26 protein-coding genes and 1 tRNA gene are annotated in these 22,743 nt (G+C 63.2%); 10 read left to right on the forward strand and 17 right to left on the reverse strand.

All coding sequences use genetic code 11. From position 1 onward, the window contains the following. Positions 1-287 precede the first annotated feature (287 nt). A complete protein-coding gene (locus ACQR1I_RS14120; protein ID WP_434867326.1) occupies positions 288-1,550 on the forward strand; it encodes a methyl-accepting chemotaxis protein in 1,263 nt (420 codons plus the stop codon). A 358-nt stretch (positions 1,551-1,908) separates the two neighbouring features. Here the strand turns inward: ACQR1I_RS14120 and ACQR1I_RS14125 are convergent, their stop codons facing one another. Together ACQR1I_RS14125 and lipA are read right to left on the reverse strand one after the other, a co-directional pair. Further along, on the reverse strand, positions 1,909-2,382 hold the full coding sequence (locus tag ACQR1I_RS14125; RefSeq protein ID WP_434867325.1) for a type II toxin-antitoxin system RatA family toxin: 474 nt from the start codon (positions 2,380-2,382) through the stop codon (positions 1,909-1,911). A 9-nt stretch (positions 2,383-2,391) separates the two neighbouring features. Beyond that, positions 2,392-3,351 carry a lipoyl synthase gene (lipA, locus tag ACQR1I_RS14130; RefSeq protein WP_434867324.1) on the reverse strand — a complete coding sequence of 320 codons (960 nt, stop codon included), beginning with the start codon at positions 3,349-3,351 and terminating at the stop codon, positions 2,392-2,394. Positions 3,352-3,486: 135 nt separating this feature from the next. Between lipA and ACQR1I_RS14135 the strand changes: the two genes are divergently transcribed. Further along, the gene (locus tag ACQR1I_RS14135; protein WP_434867323.1) at positions 3,487-4,152 is read left to right on the forward strand and encodes a DNA-3-methyladenine glycosylase; all 666 of its coding nucleotides are present in this window, start codon (positions 3,487-3,489) and stop codon (positions 4,150-4,152) included. Between the two features lie 114 nt (positions 4,153-4,266). On the opposite strand, the gene ACQR1I_RS14140 is transcribed toward ACQR1I_RS14135, so the two are convergent. The 5 genes from ACQR1I_RS14140 to ACQR1I_RS14160 all read right to left on the reverse strand — a co-directional run bounded on the left by ACQR1I_RS14140 (position 4,267) and on the right by ACQR1I_RS14160 (position 11,416). After that, complete coding sequence (locus ACQR1I_RS14140; protein WP_434867322.1) at positions 4,267-7,131, reverse strand: valine--tRNA ligase; 2,865 nt, start codon at positions 7,129-7,131, stop codon at positions 4,267-4,269. 301 nt (positions 7,132-7,432) lie between these two features. Beyond that, on the reverse strand, positions 7,433-8,182 hold the full coding sequence (locus tag ACQR1I_RS14145; RefSeq protein WP_434867321.1) for a PopZ family protein: 750 nt from the start codon (positions 8,180-8,182) through the stop codon (positions 7,433-7,435). Between the two features lie 387 nt (positions 8,183-8,569). Beyond that, a complete protein-coding gene (locus tag ACQR1I_RS14150; protein WP_434888734.1) occupies positions 8,570-9,976 on the reverse strand; it encodes a TolC family outer membrane protein in 1,407 nt (468 codons plus the stop codon). 280 nt (positions 9,977-10,256) lie between these two features. Further along, the gene (locus tag ACQR1I_RS14155) at positions 10,257-10,922 is read right to left on the reverse strand and encodes a protein-L-isoaspartate O-methyltransferase family protein (protein WP_434867446.1); all 666 of its coding nucleotides are present in this window, start codon (positions 10,920-10,922) and stop codon (positions 10,257-10,259) included. A 308-nt stretch (positions 10,923-11,230) separates the two neighbouring features. After that, the gene (locus tag ACQR1I_RS14160; protein ID WP_434867319.1) at positions 11,231-11,416 is read right to left on the reverse strand and encodes a hypothetical protein; all 186 of its coding nucleotides are present in this window, start codon (positions 11,414-11,416) and stop codon (positions 11,231-11,233) included. 256 nt (positions 11,417-11,672) lie between these two features. On the opposite strand from ACQR1I_RS14160, the gene ACQR1I_RS14165 reads away from it, so the two are divergent. Further along, a tRNA-Asn gene (locus ACQR1I_RS14165) sits at positions 11,673-11,747 on the forward strand. Between the two features lie 233 nt (positions 11,748-11,980). Then, positions 11,981-13,339, forward strand: coding sequence for a tyrosine-type recombinase/integrase (locus tag ACQR1I_RS14170; protein WP_434867318.1), 1,359 nt, complete (start codon positions 11,981-11,983; stop codon positions 13,337-13,339). A 114-nt stretch (positions 13,340-13,453) separates the two neighbouring features. Here the strand turns inward: ACQR1I_RS14170 and ACQR1I_RS14175 are convergent, their stop codons facing one another. Further along, positions 13,454-13,723 (reverse strand): DNA -binding domain-containing protein, encoded by a 270-nt coding sequence (locus ACQR1I_RS14175; RefSeq protein ID WP_434867317.1) that lies wholly within the window; start codon positions 13,721-13,723, stop codon positions 13,454-13,456. 101 nt (positions 13,724-13,824) lie between these two features. On the opposite strand from ACQR1I_RS14175, the gene ACQR1I_RS14180 reads away from it, so the two are divergent. Further along, positions 13,825-14,238 (forward strand): hypothetical protein, encoded by a 414-nt coding sequence (locus tag ACQR1I_RS14180; protein WP_434867316.1) that lies wholly within the window; start codon positions 13,825-13,827, stop codon positions 14,236-14,238. Here ACQR1I_RS14180 and ACQR1I_RS14185 read toward each other — a convergent pair. Further along, positions 14,220-14,843, reverse strand: coding sequence for an SAM-dependent methyltransferase (locus ACQR1I_RS14185; protein WP_434867315.1), 624 nt, complete (start codon positions 14,841-14,843; stop codon positions 14,220-14,222). The two genes, ACQR1I_RS14180 and ACQR1I_RS14185, sit on opposite strands and share 19 nt — an antisense overlap. Before the next feature lie 264 nt (positions 14,844-15,107). Here ACQR1I_RS14185 and ACQR1I_RS14190 point away from each other — a divergent pair, with 264 nt between their 5' ends. The 3 genes from ACQR1I_RS14190 to ACQR1I_RS14200 are packed head-to-tail and all read left to right on the forward strand — an operon-like array spanning position 15,108 to position 16,919. Then, positions 15,108-15,521, forward strand: coding sequence for a hypothetical protein (locus tag ACQR1I_RS14190; protein ID WP_434867314.1), 414 nt, complete (start codon positions 15,108-15,110; stop codon positions 15,519-15,521). Positions 15,522-15,527: 6 nt separating this feature from the next. Beyond that, entirely contained in the window at positions 15,528-16,250 is a 723-nt protein-coding gene (locus ACQR1I_RS14195) for a hypothetical protein (protein WP_434867313.1), read from the forward strand. 6 nt (positions 16,251-16,256) lie between these two features. Next, positions 16,257-16,919: an SOS response-associated peptidase gene (locus ACQR1I_RS14200; RefSeq protein WP_434867312.1), complete on the forward strand. Its 663-nt coding sequence runs from the start codon at positions 16,257-16,259 to the stop codon at positions 16,917-16,919. Positions 16,920-17,317: 398 nt separating this feature from the next. On the opposite strand, the gene ACQR1I_RS14205 is transcribed toward ACQR1I_RS14200, so the two are convergent. The 8 genes from ACQR1I_RS14205 to ACQR1I_RS14240 form a co-directional block, all read right to left on the reverse strand. Further along, the gene (locus tag ACQR1I_RS14205) at positions 17,318-18,136 is read right to left on the reverse strand and encodes a hypothetical protein (RefSeq protein ID WP_434867311.1); all 819 of its coding nucleotides are present in this window, start codon (positions 18,134-18,136) and stop codon (positions 17,318-17,320) included. Positions 18,137-18,692: 556 nt separating this feature from the next. Next, positions 18,693-19,067, reverse strand: coding sequence for a hypothetical protein (locus ACQR1I_RS14210; protein WP_434867310.1), 375 nt, complete (start codon positions 19,065-19,067; stop codon positions 18,693-18,695). Beyond that, on the reverse strand, positions 19,051-19,239 hold the full coding sequence (locus ACQR1I_RS14215) for a hypothetical protein (RefSeq protein WP_434867309.1): 189 nt from the start codon (positions 19,237-19,239) through the stop codon (positions 19,051-19,053). Before ACQR1I_RS14215 ends, ACQR1I_RS14210 begins: the two co-directional genes overlap by 17 nt. A 184-nt stretch (positions 19,240-19,423) precedes the next feature. Continuing rightward, a complete protein-coding gene (locus tag ACQR1I_RS14220; protein WP_434867308.1) occupies positions 19,424-20,170 on the reverse strand; it encodes a hypothetical protein in 747 nt (248 codons plus the stop codon). Between the two features lie 52 nt (positions 20,171-20,222). Next, positions 20,223-20,438, reverse strand: a complete 216-nt coding sequence (locus tag ACQR1I_RS14225; RefSeq protein ID WP_434867307.1) for a hypothetical protein — start codon at positions 20,436-20,438, stop codon at positions 20,223-20,225. Positions 20,439-20,447: 9 nt separating this feature from the next. Continuing rightward, on the reverse strand, positions 20,448-20,795 hold the full coding sequence (locus tag ACQR1I_RS14230) for a hypothetical protein (RefSeq protein WP_434867306.1): 348 nt from the start codon (positions 20,793-20,795) through the stop codon (positions 20,448-20,450). A 2-nt stretch (positions 20,796-20,797) separates the two neighbouring features. Beyond that, positions 20,798-21,190 carry a hypothetical protein gene (locus tag ACQR1I_RS14235; protein WP_434867305.1) on the reverse strand — a complete coding sequence of 131 codons (393 nt, stop codon included), beginning with the start codon at positions 21,188-21,190 and terminating at the stop codon, positions 20,798-20,800. Positions 21,191-21,202: 12 nt separating this feature from the next. Beyond that, positions 21,203-21,421 (reverse strand): hypothetical protein, encoded by a 219-nt coding sequence (locus ACQR1I_RS14240; RefSeq protein WP_434867304.1) that lies wholly within the window; start codon positions 21,419-21,421, stop codon positions 21,203-21,205. A gap of 420 nt (positions 21,422-21,841) precedes the next feature. Between ACQR1I_RS14240 and ACQR1I_RS14245 the strand changes: the two genes are divergently transcribed. Together ACQR1I_RS14245 and ACQR1I_RS14250 are read left to right on the forward strand one after the other, a co-directional pair. Further along, positions 21,842-22,102, forward strand: coding sequence for a hypothetical protein (locus ACQR1I_RS14245; RefSeq protein ID WP_434867303.1), 261 nt, complete (start codon positions 21,842-21,844; stop codon positions 22,100-22,102). Then, the gene (locus tag ACQR1I_RS14250) at positions 22,102-22,734 is read left to right on the forward strand and encodes a hypothetical protein (RefSeq protein WP_434867302.1); all 633 of its coding nucleotides are present in this window, start codon (positions 22,102-22,104) and stop codon (positions 22,732-22,734) included. The genes ACQR1I_RS14245 and ACQR1I_RS14250 overlap by 1 nt, the downstream gene beginning before the upstream one ends. The last annotated feature ends 9 nt before the right edge of the window (positions 22,735-22,743 follow it).

Below are 22,743 nucleotides of genomic sequence, written 5' to 3' on the forward strand. Positions count from 1 at the left end.
GTTGTCGGCTGAACCTGTGGTGACTGCCGCCTGCTTTTTGTTTGCAGGCGGGCCATGGGTTGCGGCCAGCACCCGGCATTCCCTGCGCCCTCGTGACGTCAGAGGGTCGAACGATAGGCATAGCCCGGACGCGATTGCGTCGCGGAAGCCGCGGCTGCACGCCTGCCGTCACCCGTCCGGATCGCTCCCCGACGATTATCGTCCGCGCCGCTCTCCCCGAAAGGTTTTGGTTAATTTTGTCCTGCTAGCTCTGGTGCATTCCTCTCTGACAGTGGATTCGGGACCCCATGGCCTTTTTCTCCGGCAAGTCGGCTGATCGCACGCACAACCTCCTGATGGCCGAGCTGTTCGAACGCCATCGCGACGCCATCCTGGTGATGTCCGAAGGCAAGATCATCGCCTGCAACGAGACCGCGGTCCGGTTCGGCGGCTTCCGCAGCAAGCAGGACCTGCTGTCGCGCTCGCCGGCAACGATGGCGCCCGAGATCCAGCCCAACGGCAAGCGCTCCGCCGACATGGTCAAGGAGATGGACGCCAAGGCCAGGCGCGAGGGGCACGCCAGCTTCGAGTGGACCACCAAGCGCGCCGACGGCAGCCCGGCGCTGGTGCAGATCACCCTGGTCCCGACCCAGGTCGAAGGCCAGACCTACGTCATCAGCTTCCGCCGCGATCTCGCCGACCTCATTGCCGCCCGCGAGGAGAAGAAGCGCGCGCTCGACAAGATCGCCAAGGATTTCGAGACCTCCGTCGGCGCCATTGCCAACGCGATCTCCGGCGCCTCGCGCGATGTCGAGACCACCGCGGCCTCGCTGACGACCACCGCGGACCAGGCGGCGCAGCGCGTCGCGCTGGTCGCCTCGGCGTCAAGCTCGGCCTCGTCCAACGTGCAGTCGGTGGCGGGAGCGACCGAGGAGCTGTCGAGCTCGGTCAGCGAGATCAACCGCCAGGTTGCGACCTCCTCGACGATCGCGGCCGAAGCCGTCGAGGCGTCCTCGCGCACCAACGATCTCGTCAACAGCCTGGCAGACGCCGCCGCCAAGATCGGCGCCGTCACCGACATGATCAACGCGATCGCGAGCCAGACCAACCTGCTGGCGCTGAACGCGACGATCGAGGCGGCCCGTGCCGGCGATGCCGGCCGCGGTTTTGCCGTCGTCGCCTCGGAGGTGAAGAGCCTGTCGAGCCAGACCGCCAAGGCGACCGACGAGATCTCGGCCCACATCAGCGCCATGCAGCGCGCCACCAGCGACACCGTCGCCGCGATCCAGGGCATCGGCGGCACCATCGGCCAGATCAGCGAGATCGCCAAGACGATCGCCACCGCCGTCGACCAGCAGGGCCACGCGACGCAGGAGATCGCCCGCTCGGTCAGCCAGGCCGCCAGCGGCACCCGCGAGGTCGCCACCAATATCGGCTCGGTCAGCCAGACGGTGGAGTCGGCCGGCGGCGCCGCCCGGCAGATGCTGGGCGCGGCCGGACAGCTCGCCAGGCATGCCGACGAGCTGCGCGGCAAGGTGAGAGACTTTTTGACCGCCGTGCAGGCGGCGTAGGGTTTCAATCGCAGGCGAACCGTCCGCGATCGGACCGGCTCCGCGGCATCGTCGCGGAGCAGCTGTTTGAGACGTGGATAGGATATTTGAGCAGCGCCACCTTTGGCGTCGCCTTGCTATGAGTTGGCTGACCGCCCGCCTCACCCTCCGCCGTCGTCCCGGGCAAGCCGCAGCGGCGCAAAGCGCTGCGGAGGCGCCGACCCGGGACCCATACGCCGCGGCGGATGTGGTGAGACGAGATCGGAGTTACGGGCGTACCGCCACACGGCACCCTGTGGTTATGGATCCCCGCTTTCGCGGGGATGACGACTGAGGGTGGGACGTCGACCTCAGTACATCATCGGCAGAAGCTATCGGCCTACGTCGACGATACCGCCGGTTTCCGCCCGTAGATCGCGTCCGCCCGCTTTTCGAACGCCGCCGACATGCGTGCGAACACCGTGTCGAACATCGAGCCCATCAGCATCGCCAGCATGCGGCTCTTGAACTCATAGGCGATGAAGAACGTCACCTCGCAGGCGCCCTCGCCACGCGGGTCGAAGCTCCAGCGGTTTTCAAGATTGGAAAAGGGCCCGCTGACATACTCGACCAGGATCTTGCGCCCTGCCCGGTCGAGCGTGACGCGGCTGGTGAAGGTCTCCTTGACCAGCTTGAACGACACCGTCATGTCGGCGACGATGACCTCGGTGCCGTCGGGCTTCGGGTTGCGCTGGCGCACCACCAGCCGCTCGCACAGCGGCACGAACTCGGGATAGCGCTCGACATCGGCGACGAGGTCGAACATCTGCTCGGCCGTGTGCGGCACGCGCCGCTTGTTGGAGAATCTCGGCATCTCGTGTCGTCAGCGTGCGATGGCTTCGCGCGCGGCCTTCAGCTTGGCAAAGTCCTCGCCGGCATGGTGCGAGGAGCGCGTGAGCGGGCTCGCCGACACCATCAGGAAGCCCTTGGTGTAGGCGACGGTCTCGTAGTTGGAGAACTCCTCCGGCGTGACGTAGTTCATCACGGCGTGGTGCTTCTTGGTCGGCTGCAGGTACTGCCCGATGGTGAGGAAATCGACCTCGGCCGAGCGCAAATCGTCCATCACCTGCAGTACCTCGTGGCGCTGCTCGCCGAGGCCGACCATGATGCCGGACTTGGTGAAGATGGTGGGATCGATTTCCTTGACCCGCTGCAGCAGCCGGATCGAGTGGAAGTAGCGCGCGCCCGGACGGACCGAGAGATAGCGCGACGGCACGGTCTCGAGGTTGTGGTTGAAGACATCGGGCTTGGCGGCGACGACCTGCTCCAGCGCGCCGTCCTTGCGCAGGAAGTCGGGCGTCAGCACCTCGATGGTCGTGGTCGGGCACTTCGCGCGGATCGCACGGATGGTCGCCGCGATATGGGCGGCGCCGCCGTCTGCGAGATCATCACGATCGACCGAGGTGACGACGACATGGGTGAGGCCGAGCTTGAAGGTGGCCTCGGCGACGTAGTCCGGCTCGTTGCCGTCGAGCGCTTGAGGCAGGCCGGTCTTGACGTTGCAGAAGGCGCAGGCCCGCGTGCAGGTGTCGCCCATGATCATGAAGGTGGCGTGCTTCTTGTCCCAGCACTCGCCGATGTTCGGGCACCCGGCCTCCTCGCACACGGTGACCAGGCCGTTCTCGCGCACGATGTTGCGGGTGTCGGCATAGCCGCGGGTGGTCGGCGCCTTGACGCGGATCCAGGCCGGCTTGGCCGGCGAGACCGAGTCCGGCCGGTTCACCTTCTCGGGGTGACGGGGGCGCAGCGGCGTGTTCGAAAGCGTGTCGACGATGGTGACCATGGATGCCCAGCAAATCTCTGTTGCGCCCTAGCTATTCCGTGCCGCGGCGCGCCGCAACCGGCTGGCCGAGGATACCAGGGCATGGCAGATATGGGCAGCGCCCGCGGGCGCTCATCCCGGCAGATTTTCTCGAGAATGGCGCAAAAACCGGCAAAAACTCCCGGAGTTTCACGGCCTCGGGGCGCAGGCGCAGGCAAGCGGCTGACGCGGGCGTTCTTCGCCCGCGACGTGCTCCAGGTGGCGCCGGACCTGATCGGGGCGACGTTCCTGGTCGATGGCGTCGGCGGGATCATCGTCGAGGTCGAGGCCTATCACCACACCGACCCGGCGGCGCATTCGTTCCGGGGGCCTACCCCGCGCAACCAGGTGATGTTCGGCCCGCCCGGCTTTGCCTATGTCTACCGCTCCTACGGCATCCATTGGTGCGTGAACTTCGTCTGCGAGCCGGAGGGCTCGGCCAGCGCCGTGCTGATCCGGGCGATCGAGCCGACGATGGGCGTGGACGAGATGCGGCGGCGGCGTGGGCTGGAGGATGTGCGGGCGCTGTGCTCGGGGCCGGGCAAGCTGACGGAGGCGATGGGGGTGAGCATCGCGCATAACGGCCTGGCGCTGGATGCTCAGCCGATCGAGCTGTTTGCGCGAACAGGCGACGTCGAGGTCGTCACCGGCATCCGCATCGGCATCACCAAGGCCGTCGAGCTCCCCTGGCGCTTCGGCCTGAAGGGCTCGCGGTTCCTGAGCAAGCCATTCGCAAGCCCAGCTGTCGTCCCGGGCAAGCGCAGCGCGACCCGGGACCCATAACCACAGGGAGAAGTGAGACGACGTCAAGCCTGCCCGGCGGAAGCATCAGGCGGTCCCGGCTTTCGCCGGCACGACAGCGGAGGATGGCGCCGCAGCGGGGGTAACGCGGCCGAGCTACACGCCCTGCAGCCGCGACAGCGCGTCCTGGAACTTGGCCTTGCGGGCCAGCGCCGCCTCGCGCTTCTCCTTCTCCTCCTCGACGAGCTCCTCGGGCGCGTTGGCGACGAACTTCTCGTTGCCGAGCTTCTTGTCGACGCGCTCGATGTCGGCCTCGGCCTTGGCGATCTCTTTTCCAAGGCGGGTGCGCTCGGCGGCGAGATCGATGACGCCCTTGAGCGGCAGCGCGGCGACCTCGCCGCGGACGACGAGCTGGGCGGAGCCTTCAGGGGCCGTATCGGCGAAGGACAACTCGGAGATCTTGACGATGCGCTTGATCGCGTCGGTCCAGCGCGGCGCGCGCGCCTTCGTCTCGGCCGAGGCGCCGACCAGGACCAACGGGATCTGGGTGCCGGGCGGGATGTTCATCTCGGCGCGGACCGATCGGATCGAGGTCATCAGATCGACCACCCAGCCGATCTCGGCCTCGGCGGCCTCGTCCTTGAAGCTGGCGGCGTCGAACGAGACCAGCACCGGCGGCACCAGGGGATCGCCGAAGCTGGCGGCCGACAGCGCCGCGATCTCGGCGACGGTCGGCGTGTCCAAGCGGTGCGGCCACGGCGACAGGGTCAGCAGCCCGTCGCGCTTGGCGGTCGACTCCCACAGCGCCTCGGTGATGAAGGGCATGAAGGGATGCAAGAGCTTGAGGATCTCGTCGCGCGCCCACGCCACCATCGCCCGCGTCTCGGCCTTGGCCGGACCGTCCTCGCCAAGCAAGGTCGGCTTGGAGAGCTCGACATACCAGTCGCAATAGACGTCCCAGACGAAGCGGTAGATCGCGTTGGCCGCGTCGTTGAAACGATAGGCCTCCAGCGCCTCGGTCACCTCGCGCGTCGCCGCGGCCGCCTCATGGGCGATCCACCGGTTGAGAGGCTCCTTGGCCGAGGCCGGATCGAAGCCTTCGGTCACCGCGCAGCCGTTCATCTCGGCGAAGCGGCTGGCGTTCCAGAGCTTGTTGGCGAACTTGCGATAGCCGTCGACACGCTGGGTCGACAGCTTGATGTCGCGGCCCTGGGCTGCCATCGCGGCGAGCGTGAAGCGCAGCGCGTCGGCACCGTGCTCGTCGATCAGGGCCAGCGGATCGATGACGTTGCCCTTCGACTTCGACATCTTGGCGCCCTTCTCGTCGCGGACGAGCGCATGGATGTAGACCGTCGAGAACGGCACCTCCTTCATGAAATGGATACCCATCATCATCATTCGGGCGACCCAGAAGAAGATGATGTCGAAGCCGGTGACCAGCACGTTGGTCGGGTAGTAGCGCTTCACCTCCGGCGTATCGTCGGGCCAGCCGAGCGTCGAGAACGGCCACAGCGCCGAGGAGAACCAGGTGTCGAGCACGTCCTCGTCGCGCGTGATGAAGCCGTCGCGCTTGTTGCGGTCGAGCGCCATCTCGCGGCCCTGCTCCGCCGTGATGACCTCCTGCTCGACGTAGTAGCCGATGGCGTGGCCGACGGCCTCCTCCTCGGTCTCGGCGACGAACACCTTGCCGTCGGGACCGTACCAGGCTGGGATCTGATGGCCCCACCACAACTGGCGCGAGATGCACCAGGGCTGGATGTTCTCCATCCAGTCGAAATAGGTCTTCTCCCAATTGCGCGGCACGAAAGTCGTCGCGCCCGAGCGCACGGCCGCGATCGCCGGCTGCGCCAGGGTCTTGGCGTCGACATACCACTGGTCGGTCAGGAACGGCTCGATGACGACGCCGGAGCGGTCGCCATGCGGCACCATGTGGGTGTTGGGCTCGATACGCTCGAGGAAGCCGAACGCCTCCAGCCGCTCCAGGATCTTCTTGCGCGCGGCGAAGCGCTCGACGCCGTGGAATTCCTTGGCGAACTCCTCGGAGCCCTCGGGGAGCCCGCGCAGATAGTCCTCGTTGTCGGCCAGCGCGATGCAGCCTTCGCGATCGAGGATGCTGATCTGCGGCAGGCCGTGGCGGCGGCCGACTTCGAAGTCGTTGAAGTCGTGCGCCGGCGTGATCTTCACCGCGCCGGTACCCTTCTCCGGATCGGAATAGGTGTCGGCCACGATCGGGATCTCGCGCCCAACCAGCGGCAGGATCACGCGCTTGCCGACGAGGTGCTGATATCGCTCGTCGTCCGGATGCACGGCCACCGCACTGTCGCCGAGCATGGTCTCGGGACGCGTCGTGGCGACGACGATGAAGCTGGTCGGATCCTCCGGGCTGAACGTCTTGCCCTCGATCGGGTAGCGCAGGTACCAGAGGTTGCCCTTGACCTCGATCTGCTGGACCTCGAGGTCGGAGATCGCGGTGAGCAGCTTCGGGTCCCAGTTGACCAGCCGCTTGTCCTTGTAGATCAGCCCGGCGCGGTGCAGCTCGACGAACACCTTCACGACGGCCTTAGACAGGCCCTCGTCCATAGTGAAGCGCTCGCGGCCCCAGTCGCAGGAGGCGCCCAGGCGCTTCAACTGGTTGATGATGGTGCCGCCGCTCTCATCCTTCCACTGCCAGACGCGCTCGAGAAACTTCTCGCGGCCCATCTCGCGGCGGCCGGGCTGCTGGCGCTCCATCAGCTGGCGCTCGACGACCATCTGGGTGGCGATGCCGGCGTGGTCGGTGCCCGGCTGCCACAGCACGTCGCGGCCGCGCATGCGCTCGAACCGGCACAGGATGTCCTGCAGCGTGTTGTTGAGCGCGTGCCCCATGTGCAGCGAGCCGGTCACGTTCGGCGGCGGGATCACGATGGTGAAGGGATCGGCGTCGCGGCGGTCCGGCCGGCCGGCGGAGAACGCGCGCGCGTCCTCCCAGACCAGGGACATGCGGCCTTCGAGGTCGGCGGGCTGATAATTCTTTTCGATCATGACATTCTCAGCAGGCGCCAAGGCCGGCCGTCCAATTCCGGATATCGCGGAACCTGTCCCGGTCCTTGCTCTCGACCTGAACAAGCTCACGCAAATTGTTGATGCCTTGGCTCTTTTCGGACTGATGTCCGGCCGGAGCAGCGCTCGCGCAGAGCACTCTCCGAACCGCCCGGCCGGGATCAGCTTGAATGGGCTAGAAAGCCGCCGCAGGCCGCCAAGTCAACAGCGGCGGCGAACAATGCTGAGCTGCCGGACGCCGGCGGCGGGGTGCGGGCGTCGCACCGCGAGGCGCGATCGCGCCTCAGCGGCCGCCACGCGAGACGCGCTCGATCTCGGCCTTGACGATCCGCTCGACCAGAGCGGGCAGATTGTCGTCCAGCCAGGACTTGAGCATCGGCCGCAGCATTTCCTTGACCAGATCCTCGAGCGTCCGGGCGTTGTTGCTGAGAACGGTGTTCGCCAGCGCGTTGAACGCCGACTCCACGGCGTTCACCGTCGTCTGCGCCAGAATCGGCTGCTTCGGCGCCAGCGGCTCGAACGACGTTTCGAATGACGATGCAGGCGGCGGCGCCTTGTGCGCCAGACGTCCGGATTCGATGAACTCGATGTCGTCCTGCGGATCCACCTTGCGGAAGGAGGCCGCTGCTGGGGCGGGAGCCGGGGTCGGTGGTGCCACTGCCATGTCGTCCGTCAACTCGAGTACTTCAGGCTCCGGCTCAGGCTCGGGTTCAGCCTGTGCCGGCGCAGTCGTTTCATCCAAACCCGCCAGCAATGCGTCAATGTCGTCCTGGCTGTTGCTCGCGGCCGCAGCGGGCGGCGGCGGAGGTGGCGGCGGCGCAGGCTTCGCCGGTGCCGCGGCAGCGATCTTCGACGGCGGGATGTCGTTCATGACCGGTTTGGGCGCCGGCGCAGCGGCGGCGGGCTTTTCGGCCTTGGGCTCCGGTGCCTTCTCGGCCGCAGGCGGCTTAGCCTCGTCGTCGGCAATGATCCGCCGGATCGACGCCAGAATCTCCTCCATCGAGGGTTCTTGGACCTTCGCAGGCTGCGTCATTTCCGACTCCAAATCAGCGACGCTGCTGCACGCGTCGTCTCAGCGCAAAAACATGGGGCGCTGGAGCCAAGTGGCTTGGACTTCTCTTCGGACATGCCGACTTGTCTCCAGACGAGGCCTGATCGATGCAGAACAACAGGACGATACTGACCAGATCGGAGACTATTCTTAGAACAACATCCGACGCACTGCGAATCGTTCCGCGGCCATTTTGAGGCTATGTCATGGCAACAAATGATTGCAAGCAAGGGCGGTCGCCAACCGGACAAGCACGGAATTCGACGGAGAAGCGTCTCTCATCCACCACAACCGGGAACACCTACTACAAACAAAAATCCCCCGGCCAGCGGCCGAGGGATCGGAATAGGGATCGGCGTTAAGATTAGACTAACGGCCGTCGGGCGTACGAACACCGGCCCAGCTGTCGCGGACCTGCTGATAGTGGACGGTCGGATCGTACACCGTCGTCGGCAGGTTCAGGACCTGCGGCGACAGCCGGCCGATGCGCTGCAGCACGTTGTAGGAAGCCACCACGCGATCATGCTGGGCGGTAACCAGCGACACCCGCGCGTTGACCAGCGCCTGCTGGGCGTTGAGCACGTCAAGGGTCGTACGCTGACCCGCCTTCGCTTCCTCGCGGACACCATTGAGCGCGATTTCGGAGGCAGACACCTGAGCCTGCGCCGATTGCACCTGAGCCTTGCCGGCGAGCAGATTGCCCCACGCCGATACCAGATCGGAGCGGGCCTGATCGCGAGTCGTTTCCAGGTTGAGACGCTGCTGCGCCAGGGTTTCCTTAGAAGCCCGGATCAGCGCGTATTCGCCGCCGCCCTGGTAGATCGGAACACTGACTTGCGCGACCGCCGAAGCGCCGAAGCTGCGGAACGTGGTCAGCGTCTGCTCGTACGCCTGCTGGGCCGAGGCTTGCAGGGTCACCGTCGGCAGCAGCGCGCCTTCCTGGATCTTCACCTGCAGGTACTGCACGTCGATGCCGTAGATCGCCGCCGTGACGTTCGGATTCTCGGTCAGCGCAAGCTGCACGGCCTGCTGCAGCGTCGACGGCAGGAAACGGTCGACCGGCGAGCCCGGCGCAAGATTTTCCGGATCGCTGCCGATGATGCGGCGGAAGTTCGAGCGCGTCGTCGTCAGATTCGATTCGGCCGTGAGCTGCTGGGTGCGGCCGGCTGCGAGCTGCGCCTCGGACTGCGCGACGTCGGTGCGGGTGACTTCGCCGACGTTGAAGCGATCACGGGTCTGTTTGAGCGTCTGCTCGAGCACGCGGGTGTTGCTGCGCTGAACCTCGACGATCGCCGAATCGCGCAGGTAGTCCATGTAGACCTGCGCGGCCTGGAACAGCACGGTCTGCTCGAGAACACGGAGCGCCTCGCGCTGTCCGGACACTTGAGCCTCGGCCTTGCGAACGCCGTTCGCCGTCTGCTGACCGTTATAGAGTGTCTGCGTCACGTTGATGCCGACACTGCGCGGCGCATTTTCGCCGTGGCTCACGCTGCGCACGATCGCCGTCGGCGTACCCCCAGCATTGATCTGAGAGTCCTGATACTGAACGCCCGCCGACGCTGTAAGATTGACCTTCGGCCGATATCCGGAAAGAGCCTGCGGCACGCCTTCATCGGTCGAACGGACCAGAGCCCGCTGCGCGTTCAGCTGCGGGTTGTTCTGATAGGCGCGAACCAGCGCAGCCTCGATCGTGTCGGCAAGCGCAGGCATTGGGCCCGCGTAAGCCATCACGAGAACCGCAGCCGCCGCCGCGGTGACGAGCTTCACCCCAAACATCCCTGTTCCATTCTCGTTGTTACCGGCTCGAACGCCAAGCCGGGCCGTAAACCTGATAGAGACTCCCGCGCACCTCACACCTTATTCCCCATGCAAGCGCAACGGAACCTCTCTAGGCTGGAACCCGTACGGAAACTCCCGACGTGCAGCATCCGGGCCACACTCCTGAATTGAAACAGAATTCAGCCGGCCCGCGGCCGCAAATACGACGCAAGCTCTCCCCCTCAAGCTACCTGGATCGCCGCCCTGCCGCCCATCGGGGCGGAACACGGCAAGCGATCTAGAAAACGAACTCTGGGACCTGCTCGAGACCCGGCAGAATCGGCGCCACGGCATCGAAAAGGACCCTGCTGCCGACTTCACCATGCGATCGCGTAAAGATCATGGCGCGAGCTGGCCGGTTCCTGGCGAAGACGCCGACGAGCCGACCGCCCTCCTTCAGCTGGCCACACAGGCCATCGACGGCGATGGCGGAGGCCCCGTTCAGGAGAATCACGTCGAAGCGACCATCAGCCGGGTCCCCCTGCGAAGCAGGTGCAACCCGAACCGAAACCGGGCCCCCCTCCGCTCCGGCAAGCAACTGCTTGGCCCGTCCTTCGAGAGCCGGGTCGGGCTCCGTCGCGGCCACGCTCGCGGCGAGCTTGGCGGCGAGCGCAGCGAGATAGCCGGTCGCGCAGCCGACCACGAGCACGCTGTCCGTCGGCTTGATCGCGGCGGCCTGCAGCAGCTTTCCAGTCAGCATCGGGTTGATCAGAAACCGTTTCGCAGAACCTGCATCCGCGACGTTGAGATCCTGATCGAGATAGGCCAGCGCCTGCCGGTCTGACGGCACGAAGGTCTCGCGCGGCACCGTCAGCATGGCATCCAACACACGATGATCGGTGACGTCATTGGTGCGCACCTGGCCATCGACCATTTTGAGACGCGCCGTCGCGAAGGAGGACATGAGCAGACCTGCTGGAAAGGCGGATGAACCGCGAACGATCTGCGCAGTCTTTTGGTACAAGGTTTTTGAAAACGCAACACGGCGTTCGAACGGGTGCGGCACACCGCGCGCCAGCGGGATGCAAGTGCCAGCATGCATCGGCAGCGCACGAGAGCTGCGACCACCCGTCACCGGCTCCGCTGCCGGCGCGGTCGCGCCGGTCAAGCTCGCAGAGCAAGCCTCTGATTTTCGAACAGTTTGAGTGGTGACGGCAGCCGTCTTGGCCGCACTGATCCCGCGGGCAAGCGAACTTGCGGTGAGCGCCGATTCTACTCGATCACGACGGCCAACCGGCCGAGCAACCGAGCGAGTTCGTCCAGCTGCTCCGATTCCCCCTCGGTCACCGCCTGGGCCAACCGCGATAGGCACTCATCGTCGGTGAGTCGCTCGACCTGGTCGGGAATCAGCGACGGTGACGTTTCACCTCGATCGACCTGAAAAAGGGTGTTCGACATCTGAAAGCGCTCCATGACCCCCGCACCGCACAGTTCCAGCCGACTATCTCCGGCCATTTGCTCCCGTTCTAGTGAATTTCCTGTCATCCAATTGTGGGCGCCAGCTGCCCACCGAGCGTTCAAAACAAGGATAAGCCTCTGGATTCCTGAGCCTTTGATCGCGCGGTGACAATCGTCACAAAGATGCGAAAACGTTCTAGGCAAGGCCGGAAGGCTTTGTTATACGCACCCCGCTCGCGAACATCGTTTCGCCTGTTCCTCGGTAGCTCAGCGGTAGAGCATTCGACTGTTAATCGAATGGTCGCTGGTTCGAATCCAGCCCGGGGAGCCAGATGGCTCTTTTCCAGCCAAATCACCCCCATAAGGCACCGGATCAATCAGGCCTCAAAGTCCTGACTTTGCTCGTTTTTTAAGGTTTCAGACCGGATCGGGCCGTGTCGGGCCGGGTCATTGGGGGCCTAAAGCTGGTGGCCTGACTGGTGGCCTTCCCCACTTGAGGCCACCAATTGCTGGTGGCCTAATGCTGATGCGCCCGGTTGGGGGCGTTTCAGCGAGGGGGCCAAAATGGCGAATCCCACACTCAGAGACATCGCAAAGGCCGAGAAAGAGGCCAAAGCGGACGGCAAACCCCGCAGGCTCGGGGCAGGCAATGGCCTGTTCCTGGAAGTCAGCCCGGCCGGGGGAAAGTCCTGGAAGTACAAGTTCCGCCTTTACAAGGGCGACGGCGACGACCGCCGCGCGATCCAGAAGGAACTGACGATCGGCAATTACGACCTCACCACCGAGGACGAGGCCCGCGAGAAGCACAACGCCGCCCGGAAGCTGGTCAGAGACAACGAGGACCCGGCTGCCGCGAAGCAGGCAGAAAAGGCCACCAAGCAACAGGCCGAGGCCACCAGCAAAGCCCCCATCCTGACCTTCCAATCGGTGGCCGCGGAATGGCTCGCCATGCGGGACAAGATCGGCCGGGCTGGCAAGACCGCCGATCGCGCCGAGCGGATGGTGCGCTACCTGACCAAGGCGTTCGGTAGCACCGAGATTACCAAGGTCGAAGTCTCGCACCTCGCCGAGGTCCTGAAGAAGGCCGAGGCCGAAGGCAAATACGAGACGCGGGTGCGGCTGCAGGGACACGCCATCAAGATCATGGGGTTCGCTGTCGCTCGCGGCTACATCACGGCCAGCCCGTTCGCGGCGATTCGCGACGTGTCCGAGGAAGGCTGGATCAGCCCGTCCGAGACGCACGAACGGCGCAAGGCGGTTACCGACGAGCCGGACGGCGCTGCCAAATTCGGCGAGCTGATGCGCGCGATTGATGGCTATGAGGGCCGCAATGACAACCTGATCGGTGCCGCGCTCAAGCTGCTGGCGCTGACATTTGTCCGGCCGGGCGACGTCCGCAACGCCCGATGGGAGCAATTCGACCTCGACAATGCGAAATGGTCGGTGCCGTTCGACACCGGCAAGCAAAGGACGCAGCGCAAGAAGGCCAACTTCCGCGTCGGCAAGCCGCATGACGTCCCGCTGTCCCGGCAAGCCGTCGAATTGCTCCGCGAATTGAAGGAGTTCACGGGCGATCAGCTGCTCCTATTCCCCGGCAGGCAGAATGGCCGCCCTCTCAGCGACGGAGGCATGAATGCCGCGCTCAAGGTTCTCGGCTATGGCGATCGTCACGACCCGCACGGCTTCCGCAGCTCGGCGTCTACTATCCTCAATGAGGAGCGCACCGAGGACGGAGCCGTTCGATTCGATCCCGCATTGATCGAGATGCAGCTCGACCACGTGGACGACTCGGTCCGTGCCCTCTACGCGCGCGGCACCTATTGGCCGGACCGCGTCCGGCTCATGCAGTATTGGGCCGACAAGGTCGACACCCTGCGCAACCCGCCGAAGCCCAAGCCGGATCTCAGCGTTGTTGCTGCGTAATATTCGGTGCCCAGATGTAACGCGCGCGAGGCGCTCAGTGCTCCTATTCCGCGCGGGCGGACCCGCCGCCTGCTCCGACGATCCGGAGCCGCCGCAGGGCCAAGCAAGCGCGCCTCAGTCCGGCCCTCTCAAGAAGCCCTTATAGCCGACCTCTGACAGCCATCTGGCCCGCGCAAGGTGACTGTCATAGGCCCACCGCGTCCGATCCGGCTCGGCTTCCGGATCACGATGCAGCACGATGCGGGACACCTCGCGCCAATCCGCCCCCTCCGCGGCTGCATCGAGTAGCCGGAGATACGTGACGAAGTGCTGCTCGTCGTATCCGGTCAGCGTCTGGTCATCGGGTGCCAGGTCGGCAACATCGGGATCAAGGTGCTTGGTCATCGGCGCTCCGGCGGTCTCTCGGGATTACCCGTAACATGCCGTCGCTTGCCGCCGACGCCAAGGCAATCGCTTGCCAAGTTGGCCCTTAGAGGCAACAGATCGTGAAAGCCGCTCTTGAACGCCTGCACTTTCCAAGTCAATCTGCACAACCAGAACGATTACTGTACGACCTTTGGGTGCTTTCAATTTTATTTTGGGAGAGCGCGAGTATGGCGATGACAATCCATGACGCGAAAATTGCGATCGGCATGCTGGCACGCGGCGACAACCAGCACGATGTTGCGGCTTGGTTCGGTGAAAATCAGGCCAGAATCGTGGAGGCTTCACAGGGAAAGTACGGGACGACTGAAGCGGCCCCTACTTCCGAACTGCCGCCAAAGGGGCCTCCAGGCATCAAGGGACGACGGCTGCATGCCTTTGTAGAGAAGGCGATCAAGGCATTAGAAGCGGGAGACAGTGCAGCGGCACTTCAAAACCTTCGTGATGGAATGGATCGTTACAACAAGTCCGAATAGTCGTCGTCGCGCTCAAGCGTCTTTCGACAAGGGGGCACCCATTTCAGCTGTGGGTGACCCAAGTACTGCTTGTTCCAGATTAACCAAGCATATCCGGTCGCGGTTGACGCCTTGCGATCCAACCTTCCCTTGACCATGGGCACTCTCTCGACGAACTGCGCGAAGACGGAGGGCGGTGTTCGGGAGAAGATACTTTCGTAGCGCCCTAAGCTTTCTAGAAACACTGTCCGCGCGAGGATCGCCACTCCTGTCTTTGCGACCGTCAGCGCTCTGACAACGAATTCCTCGGCAAGCCGGAAGGGCGGGTTGGTGATGACCCAATCGTGAGAATCTGTTTCGTAGGGGTAGGTCAGGAAATCGCGCACGGGCGCAAAACCATAGGGATACGCGTCGGCGGCATTGACCCGACTGAAGTATTCCTTCAGCGGACGCACCATATGTCCTCGCCCGCAAGCCGGCTCCAGGCATGTCTGCGTAGCTAGGTCGAGCTTCGGTAGAAGATGCTCGCACAGGGCACGCGTCGCCCACGGTGGAGTCGGAAAGTCGTCAGGGCTGTCTGCGGCCTCGCTGCGTTGCGCCATCACCGCATGCGAAGTGTTCTGCATCTGACTTCCCAGGGAATCACAGCCGCGCCAACCCAAATCGACCTCAGGCGGTACCTGCAGGTCAATGCAAATCCTCGCCCCTCCCAGAACCGGAGACAAGGTCTCAGCGCGCGGTAGTGCCGCGCGCGCGTGGAGAGCGCCAGTGCCGATCGAAGCGGCGACGCTCGGCGCAGCTGGGCGGGATTGACCACTTGTGGCTTGGGCCGTTTTCCACCGCAAGGCCTAGCGGCTTTCCATAACGCCGGTTCAGGGGAATCATGCACCATGAGCACGAAATCGCGCGAACGGCTTTATGGCGCCGCCATCCGCATTGCAGCGGAACAAGCCGCTCGCGCGCGAAAGAAGGCCGACCGCCTCGCATGCATCGCCTGGAACAAGCGGATGCTTGAAGCCGGTGGTCCGGCGCAGCCGTCCCCGACCCTGGGCGATGCCTTAAACGTCGGCTTCGGCTATCTGGAGGTTCGATGCCTCGGTTGCAACACCAACCAGACCGTGGCGCTCGACATCATCCGGCGACCGAAGACCACGCCAATACATGAGCTCGAGCGATACATGCGCTGCAGGGACTGCTCGCAGCTGCGCGGCTATCCATACAAGCGGAGCGCGCTCGTCGCGCTGCGGGAGACCAAGATTTCTGTGGGCGACCCGCCGGGCATCTCGTCGCCGGAGGAGCGATAGCAAAAAATGACCCTCAACGAGTTGATTGGTCCAGCGGTCATTGCCGCCGTTGTTTCAGGACTTGTATCGCTGATAGGCAATATCTTTTCGAACCGATCTTCTCGCACAATTAACTCCGACAAGATCGCATCAGAGCTTCATCTAGCGGAGCGCAAATTCGATTTCGAGAAAGAACTGGCAGAAAAGCGATTTAGATATGAGCGTGAGCTACATGACTATGGACGTCGCGTTGAGTTCGCCGAAGACGTATTGGCTTCGTTCTACAAACTTCAGGATACCATCCGCGAGATAAGAGTCCCGTTTTCATACGAAGGCGAAGGCGTCACACGCAAGAGAGGCGACCAAGAAACCGTGGCGGAAGCGCGTTCCAGAAATCACTACTACGCACCGATAGAGAGAATGAATAAGCACAAAGATTTTCTTTCGGAGCTAATCAGTAAACAGTATCGCGCTCAAGCTGTTTTTCAGAATGACATTGATCACGCCTTCGCCCTGGTGACTGAAGTGCTGCACTCGATCCAGATTTCTTCTAACATGCTTGTACATAACGTGAAGCAAGGCAGTCCATATGACCCCACTCTGATGAAAGAGCTTGAACGTGATATATGGGCTGCAACGGCACCCGGCGAACCCGACCCAAATCGCGAAAGAATTGAGCAGGCGATCGAGATTGTCGAACGGGCGGTTCGTCCAGCGTTGCAGCAGCGTACAAGCGTGCTTCTGGGCTGATTACAAATGTGCAATTTGTATTCGATCACGACTAACCAAGCCGCGATCGCCGACCTGTTCCGGGTCGTCCGCCGATACGAAGGCAACCTGCCGCCCATGCCCGGCGTGTTCCCGGACTATCCAGCGCCGGTTATCCGCAGCAATGACGAGGACCGCGAGATGGTGTTGATGCGGTGGGGGATGCCGCCGCCGCCACGCACGGGCGGACCGCCTGTCACTAACATCCGCAACACGTCGTCGCCGCATTGGCGCGGCTGGCTGAAGCCGGAGAACCGCTGTCTCGTGCCGTTCAACAGCTTCGCCGAATACGCGCCGGAGCCTAACCCGGAGACCAAGAAGAAGGACGTCGTTTGGTTCGCGCTCTCGGACGATCGGCCTCTCGCCTGCTTCGCCGGCATCTGGACCGAGTTCAAGGGCGATCGCGGCACCAAGTCCAAGCCTGTGCCGGGACCGCATCTTGTCTATGGGTTCTTGACGACAGAACCCAACGCAGTGGTCGCACCGATCCACCCGAAGGCAATGCCCGTCATCCTAACCACGGCCGAGGAGCACAAGGTATGGCTTCGCGCGCAGTGGGACGAAGCCAAGGCATTGCAGCGGCCGTTGTCGGACTATGCGTTGAGCATCGTTGCTCGGGGCCAAGAAAAAGAAGACCTGTTAGCCGAGTGAAGGATGGGAAGGAGACATGCCCTTTGTTCCGATCTAGCGCGAAATGACAGACCGCCAACAATACCGGCCATTCAATAGGAGCGGCTTCTGTCGGCCTGCATTGCGGAGCACAAGGGCACAATCGTGACGCTCTCCTGGTCAGGTTACCCTTTGGGCGTGCAAACGGCCGAAACTCGGGGAGCCGAAGCAGAAGCAGGGAGATAAGTTCCGCGTTTTGCGGCGGCTTCTGCGGCAGCACCGACTTCACTCTTCATACGCTCCGCTTCCGCGAGAACAGCAAACCGGGCAAGCCCACAAGCTCGCTCGGAATCAAAGATACTTTGATAGCTGCTAGGTGGCTGCCCGTACGCAAACCACGTCACCAGAAGGACGTAAGACATCGCGCTCTCCGGATCGACTCAATTGGCCGACTCGTCAGCGTTTCCGGCATCGATCTTATCGATCACGCGAGGCCGTGAAAGCCGCCGCTTCTGACGTTTCACGAAGTCCTCCAGAGCCTCAAGCATCAATTCATCAATTGCCCCACTTGCGATCAGCTTGAGATAATTTTGAGGATCGGTTTCCTCGGTGAACACCACCCGCTCGCCTTCAGCGGGGACAATCCTCTCCCGCTTGACCGGAAGCAGTAGCGGGCTTCTCAACTGAGCACCGGTTCCATTATCCACAGTTTGTCCCCACTCAACAGCATCACTGTCATCCTTCTTATCAGATTTTAGAGCCCTGGTGAATTCGATGCTATCATCGAAAACCTTCAGAAACTGCCGTGCTCCATCGTCAGTGAACCCTCGATCAATGCGCAACTCACTTATGCAAATGCCGTCACCGGGTCGGCCGTCGCGCCATCTTTCTGCATATTCCGCAATGAGCTTGGGCTTCAACGCGGCTTCGGCCAGGGCAGCTTCTCGCTCGCCGGGGCGCTCGTCTTCAAGGGCTTTGAAGGCCAGATCAGTAACCTTCAGTTTCCTATTATCCCCGGACCCTTGATCTTCCAACAGACCATATGCGAGTAAGGCCGCAATGGTTTGAAGAGTTCCGCTGCTCTTGGCTCCCCAACCCCAGGCCGCAGCAACGTCGACAACGCGCGCTTCATGTCGTCGCGCGTTTGCGTACACCGCTCTCACGCGTTCCACCGCCCTGCTTAGACCGATGTACGGAAACGAAGGGCTGCGCTCTTTTCTTTGCGCTGGCCCTTGGCCAGCGCCTTCAGTATTAGTCATGACAAGCTCCCGAGGCTGCGCGCTGTGAATTGCGAATTATGCACTGATAGCCTGTCACGATGTAATTGACAAGCTGTCACGCCTCAGGCAGAAGCATGGTTAAGGAGATTTGCCATGACAACAGTCTGAGCCCTTCGGAGCGCCAGCCGAGCACCAAAGGGCCATGAAAAAGGAACGGGCCGCAAGCGCTACCCGTCGAAAGGAACGCAAGCGGCCCGGCAATCGGCTTCAGTCTTCTCGGGGGGAATCTCAGGGCGCCGCCCCCAACATTCGGGAATGTTGGTATGGCTCCAGTATAAGCCCTCCTTTGACGACCCAGAAAGCAAGGACCGCCGCGGTTGCCGCCTCGGCGGTCCTTCGTCCTTGGCTTTCGGCCATTGACGATCCTAAACATACGCCTTTCAGAGAGAGTCTTCCAGAGGGACGGAAGATGCGACCTACCTCGGCCGCCCATCGATAATCGTCTGTGCGATCCAAGGCTCTATTGCCTCCTGTACGCACGGAGGGCAGTCTCCTGCCGTACACACCGCGTAGGCACATCGATGCAGCCATGGGCCTAAAACTGAAAATGAAGCCGTACTGTCCGAGCTATGCCCGCGTGGACGATCGTCAACCCAACAGCTCGTGTCGACCCCGGCAAAAGCTGCCCTAAACCGCCTCCCGATGTCAGTCCGAAAGTCTGGACGGTGTTATCAGGAATGATGCGCTCGCCACCTCCGACCACGGCAACTTCGTAACCGCAGTCCTTAAGTTCGTTGATCAGGCTCGAATCCGGCAGGCACTCGACGACCACTAGATTGGCTCCCGGTACCGACACTATCCAGCCGCCACGCGCTGTGACCCACCTATTAAGTTCGGCGAACCGCTCCAACCGGCTCTTCTTCTCGGCCACGCCCATCGGGATGTAGCGGGTCTCATCCTTCGGTTTCATGCGCAATCGCCATCACTGCGTCGACATACTGCTGCAAGGTCTCACGGAGGCCCGCCACGTCGCGCTTGGTGCTCTTGGGCAGGAACCGCATGGTCGTGAGCCGGACGACAACATTCGCGGCGAGGTCTTCGACTTCGCGCAGTGCATAGTCTCGGCGCACCGGAATCGCCATCAGTGCACCCTGACCCGGATCGACCCGGCGGCATCGGGACCGAACCGGTCCAGGACCGCAGCGACAACGTCAGAACGGGTCATCGGGCGCGGCGCTATCACCCCGGATGGGCACCAAGGATGCGGCATGCGGTCATGCATCCAGAGATCAACGGCGGCATGCACGGCGGGATCGTCGCTGTAGGTCACCCCTGCCCCCCATATTGGCCAGACGCGAGCATCGAGAGATAGCGACGCTTGTTGGCAGCATACATGCGCTCCTTCTCGTCATCGGACAGATACAGCCCACTGACCGCGCCAAACGAGTTCCGGGCGATCTGGCGCTCCTCGGCGCTCAAGGTGATCAATCCGCTTTCCTGTCGTCCCGACGCGGAAGGCACTCCGCGCGATACCGGAGCCGAGATCGGGACGGAACGTCGTGTCGCCGTCGTCGGCCGCAGCTGCGGCGGTGCAGCTTGCGGAGACGAATGGACGGGGGAACGCGGCTCCGAGATTGGCGCGGCCGTCGCAGAGGATGCCGGATCGGTCCGGAGAGGTGCGGTGCGGGTCCGCTCGATCAGATCCAGATCAGCCGTGACACCGCCGAGAATGCGGCTCTTCATTGCCTCCGTGTCGTCCTCGACGCCGTCGGCCAAGGCGGCGGCGTAGTGCCTTGACGCAAGCGGGGCAATGGTCGGGTCCATGAGCCGGGGGTATTGCCGCAGCGTGTCGCGCTTGAACTCAGAGATGCCGGGGATGCGGTCAATCTGCTCGGTGATCGACGGCGGCGGCTGCCTCGCCATTTCCTCGGCGTGGCGCTGCGCCTGCAACGCTTCCTTGAGCGGGTCCGCCGACTCGGCACTGGTGCCGGCTTCTGCCGGTGGCTGAGGCGCCGCGCCTGGCGGCGCAACATGGTCCACCAGCGGCACGGCACCGCCATCCTTGAATGCCATCGGCTTTCGATACTTCCGACGTGTCACCACCGGATCACCATCAAGCTCAAGATCAGCCGACGCGTCGAACGTTCGGCATGTAGTCGTCTTCGCCAACGTGGTTCTTGTCCGTGCGGCCCGGACCTTTGGCCTTGGGGGGCGTCTTGCCCGGATGCAGCGAGTTCTCGCTGGCGTAGCTCGCCCAATAATCCAGGGTCTTCTGATTGCGGCTCTCGCCGCTCGGTCCAACTTGGCGCTTGTACTCGCGAAGGCGTGACAGCAGCGACATCGGCGTCTCCTATTGGTTGCGGGTTCGGAAGCTCGTGACTTCCATCGGCTGTCCGAGTTCATCGACGCGGACATTGGCATCACGTCCGGGACGCTCTGGCCGATGGCCGCGCGCCGCTTCCTGCAAATATGAGGCGCGCGTGCGGTGTAAATAGTCCGCGAGCGCAACGGCGACATCGCTTCTTCCGCCGTAGATGTTGCTGCAGGGGCGCGTCCCCGCAGGGTGCTCGATCTGCGCGGACCACTGCTTTGGATTGTTGTTCATCTGGAACGCGCGGGCGACGCGCTGGTCGCCGTTGGCCTCACGCTCGACAATGTAGACCTCAGCGACTGCGGTGCTCTTGAAGGTCAGGACCATGGCTACCTCCGGACCGTTCCCTGATCGTCGCGATATTCGCCGGTTCGGCGCATATGCTGGTAGCGCGATTTCTGCCGCGCATACATCTCAAGCTTCTGCTCGCGCGACAAGCTTGGATTTTGGCTGAAGTTCTCCGCGATCTTGACCTCTTCATCGCTCAGGCCGTGCGGGTTCTGCTGCCGAGCCGATGCCTGCGATTGGCTGTAGTACGTGTTGGCGCGCTGGCCCAAAGCGGCTTCCTGCGCATCGAGTTCGAGGATGCGATTGGCGGCATAGTTGACCCTGTCAGGGTCCTCGGCCATTCGCCCGGCCTCAAGCTCCGCTGCCTGCTGCGCCTTCTCCTCCTGGATGCGCTGGAACTGTGCGGTCATGATCGCTTCGTAACTGTAGCTCACAGCTCACTCCTATCAGACTGATTTGGTTGACACGCGATGTGCGGCGCCGTTGGCCTGCTGTTGCAGCACGGCTGCAATTGCGCCGTGGTGCGTCAGATGGGCATGGAGCGCCTGTCGCAAATGATCCGATCTGTCCATCAACGATGCCTCAGCGAGCAGTACCAGCGCGTCGTATTGCTCCGGCGTCGTCCAGAACTCCAATTTGATCGGAAAGCGAGGTGGCTTGGCCATGTCGACGTCCTGTTAATTGCATGCGATGATCTGGCGCGAACACCGCTCTCGTCCGTACGTCGTCGCGTCCGTGCCGCGGCGCGATCCTGCCAGAGCAATTGCGGTATTCGCTCCACGCATCGGCGAGCCGATCGTTTGCCTTGTTCAATTTGTCAGCCGAGCCGCCGCGCCGATACTTCTCCGTCGCGTTGCGGACTTCCGCTTCAGCTGCGTTGATGTCCGCAGCGGCGCGTTCCAAGTCGCTCATAACCGTTTCCTTCTTGATAGTGCCACGGCATAAGCGCATTTTATACCTTGCCTCGGTCGCATGCAATGCGCCGTAGAATGTCACGGGAGACAAAGGTGCAGCCGCGATACATCACTATTAGTAGTTCAGGCTCTAGTCCGTGGCAGCTGACGAACATGCAGGGGCAGCCGCCGATGCAGATCGGGTTCGGCATCCGCGTCGCCTCACTCAGCTCGACTTACCAAGTCGACGTCACGCTGGACGACCCGACGAATACGTTCCCGTCGTCAGCGGGACCGACAGTTTTCTCGGCCAGTGCCATCGGTGGGCCCATCACGTCGTCTCAGAACCAAATCGGTGCGATTTCGACCTGTCCGATCGCGCCATGGCGCGTGACCAACAACAGCACCGGCGGGGCCGTGACGGTCACGGCAGTTCAAGCCGGGATCGGCTGATGACGGACGAGATCACGATCATTGCCGATGGGCGCGAGGCCTTGGCTCGCATCCGTCAAGGCGAGCGAATGTCGTTTCAGGACTGGTGCGCCGTCGGCCGCGCCTGCCGCATCGGTCGCCGCGAGGCGATGATCCTTGCCGGCGTCAACTCGCCCAAAGGCGCCGCGTACAGCCTCCGCATGAGCGGCTGGCTGGCCGACCACGGTCTCGGCGACATCGACCGCATGGATCAGTTCTGGTCGATGCAGATGGCCGACAATGTCGAAGCTGTTGCGGCTTGGCGTGACGCCCTGCCCGAACTCAAGCGCCGCCGGTACACGACGCCGCACGGCATCGTCAGCGGTTGGCGCAAGAGCTTGCGATGCCCGTTGCAGAAGGTACGGAACATCGTTCAGAAGCCGCGCTCTCCGTCGAAGGCCAAAGGCGCTCCGATCGGCTTCTCCGGCGAGACGATCCGCCGCGCCGCCGTCGCTATGCGCGACGAATGGTGTAACGACGTTTTCGTGCTTGCTCGCGTTGCACTTCAGGCAGCGATCCGCAACGAAGCGGACTTGATCGAACTCCTGCCGGTCAAGCGTGGGCATCCGGTTCACCCAGCCCCCGTCGCCGTCGGGCCTACTTTACATCTTTGAGCTTGGTCG

Source organism: Bradyrhizobium sp. HKCCYLS2038 (genome assembly GCF_051167655.1).
Taxonomy (GTDB): Bacteria; Pseudomonadota; Alphaproteobacteria; order Rhizobiales; family Xanthobacteraceae; genus Bradyrhizobium.

What these genes read in the sequence shown, in the direction of transcription:
- ACQR1I_RS14120 (WP_434867326.1), top strand. Translation starts at nt 288, where the DNA reads ATGGCCTTTTTCTCCGGCAAGTCGGCTGATCGCACGCACAACCTCCTG.
- ACQR1I_RS14125 (WP_434867325.1), bottom strand. Translation starts at nt 2,382, where the DNA reads ATGCCGAGATTCTCCAACAAGCGGCGCGTGCCGCACACGGCCGAGCAG.
- lipA (WP_434867324.1), bottom strand. Translation starts at nt 3,351, where the DNA reads ATGGTCACCATCGTCGACACGCTTTCGAACACGCCGCTGCGCCCCCGT.
- ACQR1I_RS14135 (WP_434867323.1), top strand. Translation starts at nt 3,487, where the DNA reads ATGGCGCAAAAACCGGCAAAAACTCCCGGAGTTTCACGGCCTCGGGGC.
- ACQR1I_RS14140 (WP_434867322.1), bottom strand. Translation starts at nt 7,131, where the DNA reads ATGATCGAAAAGAATTATCAGCCCGCCGACCTCGAAGGCCGCATGTCC.
- ACQR1I_RS14145 (WP_434867321.1), bottom strand. Translation starts at nt 8,182, where the DNA reads ATGACGCAGCCTGCGAAGGTCCAAGAACCCTCGATGGAGGAGATTCTG.
- ACQR1I_RS14150 (WP_434888734.1), bottom strand. Translation starts at nt 9,976, where the DNA reads ATGTTTGGGGTGAAGCTCGTCACCGCGGCGGCGGCTGCGGTTCTCGTG.
- ACQR1I_RS14155 (WP_434867446.1), bottom strand. Translation starts at nt 10,922, where the DNA reads ATGTCCTCCTTCGCGACGGCGCGTCTCAAAATGGTCGATGGCCAGGTG.
- ACQR1I_RS14160 (WP_434867319.1), bottom strand. Translation starts at nt 11,416, where the DNA reads ATGTCGAACACCCTTTTTCAGGTCGATCGAGGTGAAACGTCACCGTCG.
- ACQR1I_RS14170 (WP_434867318.1), top strand. Translation starts at nt 11,981, where the DNA reads ATGGCGAATCCCACACTCAGAGACATCGCAAAGGCCGAGAAAGAGGCC.
- ACQR1I_RS14175 (WP_434867317.1), bottom strand. Translation starts at nt 13,723, where the DNA reads ATGACCAAGCACCTTGATCCCGATGTTGCCGACCTGGCACCCGATGAC.
- ACQR1I_RS14185 (WP_434867315.1), bottom strand. Translation starts at nt 14,843, where the DNA reads ATGCAGAACACTTCGCATGCGGTGATGGCGCAACGCAGCGAGGCCGCA.
- ACQR1I_RS14190 (WP_434867314.1), top strand. Translation starts at nt 15,108, where the DNA reads ATGAGCACGAAATCGCGCGAACGGCTTTATGGCGCCGCCATCCGCATT.
- ACQR1I_RS14195 (WP_434867313.1), top strand. Translation starts at nt 15,528, where the DNA reads ATGACCCTCAACGAGTTGATTGGTCCAGCGGTCATTGCCGCCGTTGTT.
- ACQR1I_RS14200 (WP_434867312.1), top strand. Translation starts at nt 16,257, where the DNA reads ATGTGCAATTTGTATTCGATCACGACTAACCAAGCCGCGATCGCCGAC.
- ACQR1I_RS14205 (WP_434867311.1), bottom strand. Translation starts at nt 18,136, where the DNA reads ATGACTAATACTGAAGGCGCTGGCCAAGGGCCAGCGCAAAGAAAAGAG.
- ACQR1I_RS14210 (WP_434867310.1), bottom strand. Translation starts at nt 19,067, where the DNA reads ATGAAACCGAAGGATGAGACCCGCTACATCCCGATGGGCGTGGCCGAG.
- ACQR1I_RS14215 (WP_434867309.1), bottom strand. Translation starts at nt 19,239, where the DNA reads ATGGCGATTCCGGTGCGCCGAGACTATGCACTGCGCGAAGTCGAAGAC.
- ACQR1I_RS14220 (WP_434867308.1), bottom strand. Translation starts at nt 20,170, where the DNA reads ATGGCATTCAAGGATGGCGGTGCCGTGCCGCTGGTGGACCATGTTGCG.
- ACQR1I_RS14225 (WP_434867307.1), bottom strand. Translation starts at nt 20,438, where the DNA reads ATGTCGCTGCTGTCACGCCTTCGCGAGTACAAGCGCCAAGTTGGACCG.
- ACQR1I_RS14230 (WP_434867306.1), bottom strand. Translation starts at nt 20,795, where the DNA reads ATGGTCCTGACCTTCAAGAGCACCGCAGTCGCTGAGGTCTACATTGTC.
- ACQR1I_RS14240 (WP_434867304.1), bottom strand. Translation starts at nt 21,421, where the DNA reads ATGGCCAAGCCACCTCGCTTTCCGATCAAATTGGAGTTCTGGACGACG.
- ACQR1I_RS14245 (WP_434867303.1), top strand. Translation starts at nt 21,842, where the DNA reads ATGCAGATCGGGTTCGGCATCCGCGTCGCCTCACTCAGCTCGACTTAC.
- ACQR1I_RS14250 (WP_434867302.1), top strand. Translation starts at nt 22,102, where the DNA reads ATGACGGACGAGATCACGATCATTGCCGATGGGCGCGAGGCCTTGGCT.